This is a genomic window from Acidiplasma cupricumulans (assembly GCF_001402935.1).
In the GTDB taxonomy this organism is placed as follows: Archaea; Thermoplasmatota; Thermoplasmata; order Thermoplasmatales; family Thermoplasmataceae; genus Acidiplasma; species Acidiplasma aeolicum.
Map to the genome: position 1 here is coordinate 1 of NZ_LKBH01000030.1, position 7,193 is coordinate 7,193.

Genomic DNA, 7,193 nt, shown 5'->3' on the forward strand with positions numbered 1-7,193 from the left:
TTTGAAAAAGTTTTATTAAAGATCAGTTAATAAAAACACAATGAACAGAAGGGGCCTTATAGCATCAATAATAGTTGTAATCATATCACTGGCAATAATAATCCCTGTTTTATTTATACTTGATACAATATATCACATCCCTTTCTTCGAGTCGTATGACATTTTTTTATATGCAATAACAATAGTTGCCGGTGGAATTATAATTGTAAATCTCATAGCATCATTAATAATGAACAGGGCCACCAGGGCAATAGGAAAATCAACAGCCGGAACCTTAAGTTTCACAGTAAAAATTGTCGGGTATCTGATTATAATTATAATATTCTTCACATTTGTTAAAATAGATATCGGTGCTGCACTTGCAGCAGGTGGTTTCGCCGGCCTTGTCCTTGGTCTCGCCTCACAGGACGTATTATCAAACATATTTGGTGGCATAGCTGTAGTTGCATCCCATCCATTCAGGGTTGGTGATCGTGTTACAGTGTCTACATGGCAGTATGGTCTTGATGCACCTGCATATCCTCCAAAGTTTTATTCAAACGATTTTTTAATACCCGGATATACAGGCGTGATAACAGACATTTCTTTAATGTACACATCCATACTCACAGATGACAATGTCCCATTAAAAATACCCAACAGCATTATGATACAGGCGGCAGTTTTTATTCAGGGGAAGAATAATTCAAGGCTTGTTAGAACGAAATTTGAAATATCAAAGGATATAGACCCTGACATAATTATCCCAATTCTGCAAGATGGCATTAAGAATTTTAAGTTTATATTAAATGAACCAGAAATAAGAATTTATGAAACAACATTTACAACATATATAATAGTTATAGAGGCCATGTGCAGTGGAAATTTTGAGGAGCCACCAAGAAGTGAAATATTAAAATTTTGCATGAAAACAGTTAGATCAATAAAAACAAAGCAAAATTAAAATTTAAATATATCCGGTTTAATTCCGGGAACATCATTATTAAACATATATATACCGCCGCCATTTCTGCCATTAAATGCAGTAGTTATAAAAAGCGTTCGAAAATCATCACCACCAAATGTGCAGCATGAAACATTTTCCGCGTCAAGTTCTATTTCAAGTAAAATTTTTCCGGATTTATTTAATTTTAATACATGGGAACCGCCGAAAAATGCAACATATATATTATCCTCGGAGTCTATTGTCATGCCGTCTGGAACACCTGGTGAGGCACTAACATCTATGGATTGCCCCTCTGATATAATTTCTCCATTGATATTATCATAATTAAAAACCCTTATCTTTCTGGTCGGAGAATCTATATAATACATGGTGCTGCCATCCATGCTCCATGCCATTCCATTGGATATTGTAACATTTTCCAGTATATTTTCTGGTTCTTTTTCAAATTTGTAAAGTTTTCCTATAGGATTCTTCTCATTAATATCCATTGTCCCTGCGAATAATCTTCCCGAATGGTCACATTTTCCATCGTTAAATCTTACATTTTTTTGAAAATCCATCTTAAAAAGCGCATTTTTATATGCTTTTTCAGTGTTGTAAAAATTTATTGAATTTCTTGTGGAGTATATTATCCCATCATTATGTGGGGCTATAAAGGTAATTATCTCGTCCAGCTTAACAGACGAAAAGGTATTTTTATACATTGAATGAAGTGTGCCGCTGTTTATATCTATCCAGTACAGTGTATCATTAAAGAACATGGGAGATTCACCAAGGGAAGAATGTGGTGCACCCTCAATTTTTTTTGCATACATATTTTTAATATAAGATATAAGGTATTAAATATTATCCTGTTTAAAATCCAAAGATGTTAAATAAAAATTATGGATTTACATTTATGTGGCATAATGTCATAAAAGATACTGATCTTAAGGATGGATCCATTAAGGGCATAACCATCGATGGCAAGCCCCTGCTTATTATAAAGAAGGATAATCATGTATATGCCCTTGATTTATACTGCACACATGAAAATACCTCACTGGATGAGGGATTTATAGAGAACTGTTCCATAGTATGTCCAAACCATTTCGCCTCATTTGACATAAAGTCTGGAAGGGTAACCGCTGGACCCGAAGGGAGCGATGAAAAGATAAAAGACCTTGGGTTTTACCAAACAAAAATAGAGGATGGTATTATAATGGTGGACTTTTAATGAGGGCACTGGTATTTATAAAGCAGGTACCTGACGTAAATGAAATTAAATTTGATAGCAGCACAGGCAGGATTGTAAGACAGGGGGTTAAACTCCTGATGAATTCGTTTGATAAAAAGGCGGTGGAGGAAACAGTAAGAATCAAGGAGAAATATGGCTATGAAACAATAGTTGCATCCATGGGCCCTGAAAGTGCAATGGACGTAATAAAGGAAGCAATAAGAATGGGCATAGACCGTGGTATACTTATAAGCGATAGAAAATTTGGCGGATCAGACACATATGTAACATCCAAAATACTCTCAGCAGTTATAAATATAATAAAACCTGATATTGTACTGATGGGGAGATATTCCCTGGATGGTGAGACATCACAGGTTCCACCAGAAACAGCATACATGTCCGGATATAAATTCATATCATCGGTATCGGAAATTAAAATAGATGGGGATACCTGTATTGCGAAACGTGATGAGGATAACGGCATAAGAACTATAGAATTTAAACTTCCAGCCTTAATTTCTGTAAGTGAAAAAATAAACCGTGCGAGGCCCGTTCCAGATATAGATTTAAATTATCATATTGATATTTTTGACTCTAATAAAATAACAGGTATTTCTGGTTCGGACTCATTAACCGTTGTTTCAGGCACCTCCATGCTAAATGACTCCAGAAACTGCAGATTTATATCATTTGAAGAATTTACTGGCATTTTAAATCAAAAATTAAATGAAAATATGATTACAGAAAAAACAGAGAGCATTGATGATAACGAATCTGATAACATATTCCTTGGACTGGCAGTTGATGATCCGGCAACATCAATGCAGATTGCATCAAAAATTGCTGAATTATCCAATGGATCATACAGGATAGTTTTCATCGGCAATATTGATCCAGAAAAAATAGATGGACTTGCCTGCCATGAATATATATATCTTGGGAAACCATTGAACATAGATTTTGCAAATTTTGTTATTAATTATATAAAAACTAGCAATGTCAGGCATATACTGGCACCATCAAACCTAAATGGAAGGGATATATCATCATTTATAGCTGCATCCCTGGGACTAGGTTTAACTGCAGATTGCGTGGATATAAAACTTGAGGATTCAAAAATGATACAGTTTAAACCAGCATTTGGTGGTGGTATTATAGCCAGAATTGAATCAAAAAAAATTCCAGACTTTGCCACAGTAAGGCCCGGGATGTTTAAGGTAAGGTATGTAAATTATAACGCCAGGGTTATTATTTCAGGTATTGCCCATTCTGATGATATAAAGTATCTGGATTTCGAGCCTGTTGAAAATGGTTTTCCTGCATTTAATAAAAAAATTATTATTGGTGTGGGCCGTGGGGTGGCACGCGATAAAATAGATGATATAAAACAGATCGCCTCTAAAATCAATGCAGCAATAGGTGGAACCAGAAAGGTGGTGGACATGCATATAATACCCAGGCAGTTCCAGATTGGGTTAACCGGTGTATCAATATCGCCTGCATTATACATTGCCATTGGCATTTCCGGTGCAGATAATCATATAGTTGGAATAAGGTATGCTGGAACCATAATAGCTGTGAATAATAACCGGGACGCATCAATATTTAAGCATTCAGATTACGGTTTAGTTATGGATTCCACCGAATTCATAGACAGCCTGTTAAATAATTTAAATCACAACAAATTTTAATTTGTTAATAAGCGCTATTTAGTTGAATTGCAAACGTTTAAATAAATTTTTATTTATTCAATATTTTAAAATACTATTTAGTAAATATAGGATTATGAAATCTAATAATGGTATAGTTCTCAGGGTTGCTGAGGCTAATGCCACTGATCCGGGCATGGCAAGGGTCAGGCTTGACGAAATTTCCCGGCTTGACCTCAATGTCGAAATCGGTGATGTGGTTTCTATAGAAAAGGTCAGGGCTACTGTGGGCCGTGTTTTTAGGGCCAGGCCTGAGGATGAAAATAAGGGCATAGTAAGAATAGACAGTGTTATGAGGAACAACTGTGGTGCATCCATAGGTGATAAGGTTACAATTAAAAAGGTTGAGGTGGAGGAGGCAAAGAAGGTGGTTCTTGCACCAATCATTAGAAAAGATCAGAGGCTACGTTTTGGTGAGGGAATCGATGACTTTGTGCAAAAGGCGCTTATAAGGAGGCCTGTAATAGAGGGAGATAGCATCAGCGTCCCGGGACTCACGCTGGCAGGCCATACCGGACTTTTATTTAAGGTCATAAAAACAATACCCAGCAAGATACCGGTGGAAATCGGTGACATGACACAGGTTGAAATAAGGGAGGAACCTGCATCCGAGGTTCTCGAGGAGGTAACAAAGGTAAGCTATGAGGATATTGGTGGATTATCCGCACAGCTCGGAAAGATAAGGGAGATAATAGAATTACCCTTAAAGCATCCAGAACTTTTTGAGAGGCTTGGAATAACACCACCAAAGGGCGTGCTGCTTAACGGCCCTCCAGGAACAGGAAAAACGCTTATAGCAAAGGCGGTTGCCAATGAAAGCGGTGCAAATTTTTACTCCATCAACGGCCCAGAGATTATGTCGAAATATTACGGCCAGAGTGAGCAGAAGCTCAGGGAGATTTTCCAGAAGGCAGAGGAATCTGAGCCATCAATAATATTCATAGATGAAATAGATTCAATAGCCCCCAAGAGGGAGGATGTGCAGGGTGAGGTTGAAAGAAGGGTTGTTGCACAGTTACTGACACTTATGGATGGCTTAAAGGAACGTGGTCATGTAATAGTTATAGGTGCAACAAACAGGATTGATGCTGTTGATCCTGCACTAAGAAGGCCGGGAAGATTTGATCGTGAGATCACAATAGGTGTTCCTGATAAAAAGGGAAGGGAGGAAATATTAACAATACACACACGTGGAATGCCACTCGGAATGTCTGATGAGGAACGCAGCAAATTCATGGAGGAAATAGCAGACCTTACATATGGTTTTGTTGGGGCCGATCTGGCTGCGCTTACAAGGGAATCGGCAATGAATGCCCTGAGGCGTTATCTTCCAGAGATAGACCTTGATAAGCCAATACCCACAGAGGTTCTTGAAAAGATGGTTGTAACGAAGGAGGATTTCCTCGAGGCATTAAAGTCCATAGAACCCAGCAGTCTCAGGGAGGTAACCGTTGAGGTGCCAAATATTAAATGGGACGATATTGGTGGGCTGGAAAATGTAAAATCTGAATTAAGGGAGGCTGTTGAGCTTCCACTGTTAAATCCAGATGTATTCAAAAGGCTTGGAATCAGGGCACCCAAAGGATTCCTATTATATGGCCCGCCAGGAACAGGAAAAACATTACTTGCAAAGGCAGTTGCCAATGAAAGCAACGCAAACTTCATATCAGTCAAGGGCCCAGAGGTGCTGAGCAAGTGGGTTGGTGAAAGCGAGAAGGCTGTAAGGGAGATATTCAGAAAGGCCAAGCAGGTTTCACCCTCAATAATATTTATGGATGAAATAGACTCCATAGCACCAAGAAGGGGTGCATCAATGGATTCAGGCGTAACCGAAAGAATAGTGAACCAGCTATTAACATCGATGGATGGCATAGAGGTGCTCAACGGCGTCGTGGTCATAGCCGCCACAAACAGGCCTGATATAATAGACCCTGCACTGCTAAGGGCCGGCAGGTTTGATAAAATTATCTACATACCGCCGCCCGATGAGGAGGGAAGGTACAAAATACTGCAGGTACACACCAAAAAGATGCCACTTGCAAAGGATGTTGATCTTAAGGAGATAGCCAAAAAAACAGCAGGTTACGTTGGTTCAGATATAGAAAACCTTTGCAGGGAGGCTGGAATGATGGCATACCGTAACAATCCCAATGCAACTGAGGTAACGCAGGAGGATTTCATAAAGGCAATGAGTACAATAAGGCCATCTGTGGATGAAAGCGTCATAAAATTCTATGATAATCTTGCCGCCTCAATGGGAAAGGATATAACATCCAGAAAGAAGCCAACGCATGATATAGATTTATATCAATAATTTTTTTAATTATTTATATAAATATAAGAATCCATATCAACCTTATTATCGCTTGCATTTGCAAGCATTATCACATCATTTTTCCTGAAACCAATAACAGTTTTTCCATTCTTTTGCATTATCTCAAGAAATTCTTTAAATGTCATGTTCCTCTGGACGTCATTTATATCATCCTCCACCATTCTGCCTGATTTTAACATTTCATTGAATAACTCCGGCATGCCCGGGATATTTATGGATGAATAAATAAGCATTGAGGAAACATCGCCTTTTATGATTATGTCATCAATATAAGGTTCTGCATGCATTCTGCTGGATGGATTTAATATTTCAGCTATTATCCTTAATGCATTATTCAGCCTTCTGGCTATCATGGCCGAAAGTATGGTTTCAGCATCTATTGCCATGGAATCACGATCCTCGTTTTTTGAAAATATTAATATTATTGATGCTTTTTTAATCCCTGCCTTAATAAGGTCATTCTCATTCAAAAAATTACCCTTAATAAACGTATAATCATTTTTCTGCGGTATATCATCCTGATTAAGTATTACAATATCATAACCCGCTGCTGATATCTCATCAAGGACCTTTTTTGCCGTATCATTATAATTGCAAATAATTATATGCTTTTTTTCAACCGCCATTTTATCACCCAATCTTGCGGCAAGCCTAGAATCTATTAATATCGTTGTAACTGCCGCTGTAAAGTAGCCAAGGGAGCCAATACCAATTAACATTATGGCCATCCCATTTATTCTGCCATACTCCCCATAAACTGGTGTATCACCGTAACCAACTGTTGTTATTGTCTGCATGGTCCACCATAGACTTGTAAATAGATTATGTATTCCACTTGAGGCTATGTTATTTTCCAGATAATATTCAGAGAATACAGAGTATATAATCACGATAACAAGTAACATCCCTGCCTTAAAAATATGGTTTTTGCTGTATTTTTTCAGCCTTTTAAAAAAGAAATAAAATGGATACACATTCATTAAA

Annotated in this window: 6 protein-coding genes; 4 read left to right on the forward strand and 2 right to left on the reverse strand. The window is 37.8% G+C overall.

The annotated features are described in order from the left end of the window. Window positions 1-40: 40 nt before the first annotated feature. Window positions 41-943: a mechanosensitive ion channel family protein gene (locus AOG55_RS01180; RefSeq protein ID WP_048102093.1), complete on the forward strand. Its 903-nt coding sequence runs from the start codon at window positions 41-43 to the stop codon at window positions 941-943. Here the strand turns inward: AOG55_RS01180 and AOG55_RS01185 are convergent. Then, a complete protein-coding gene (locus AOG55_RS01185) occupies window positions 940-1,761 on the reverse strand; it encodes an SMP-30/gluconolactonase/LRE family protein (protein WP_048102094.1) in 822 nt (273 codons plus the stop codon). The two genes, AOG55_RS01180 and AOG55_RS01185, sit on opposite strands and share 4 nt — an antisense overlap. Window positions 1,762-1,814: 53 nt before the next feature. On the opposite strand from AOG55_RS01185, the gene AOG55_RS01190 reads away from it, so the two are divergent. The 3 genes from AOG55_RS01190 (at window position 1,815) to vat (ending at window position 6,188) form a co-directional block, all read left to right on the forward strand. After that, entirely contained in the window at window positions 1,815-2,162 is a 348-nt protein-coding gene (locus tag AOG55_RS01190; RefSeq protein ID WP_052656831.1) for a Rieske (2Fe-2S) protein, read from the forward strand. Next, window positions 2,162-3,856 (forward strand): FAD-binding protein, encoded by a 1,695-nt coding sequence (locus AOG55_RS01195; RefSeq protein ID WP_054964474.1) that lies wholly within the window; start codon window positions 2,162-2,164, stop codon window positions 3,854-3,856. Before AOG55_RS01190 ends, AOG55_RS01195 begins: the two co-directional genes overlap by 1 nt. Window positions 3,857-3,950: 94 nt before the next feature. Continuing rightward, entirely contained in the window at window positions 3,951-6,188 is a 2,238-nt protein-coding gene (vat, locus tag AOG55_RS01200) for a VCP-like ATPase (RefSeq protein WP_048102096.1), read from the forward strand. Window positions 6,189-6,193: 5 nt separating this feature from the next. On the opposite strand, the gene AOG55_RS01205 is transcribed toward vat, so the two are convergent. Further along, the coding region (locus AOG55_RS01205) for a potassium channel family protein (protein WP_236688947.1) at window positions 6,194-7,193 on the reverse strand (1,000 nt) is incomplete at its 5' end.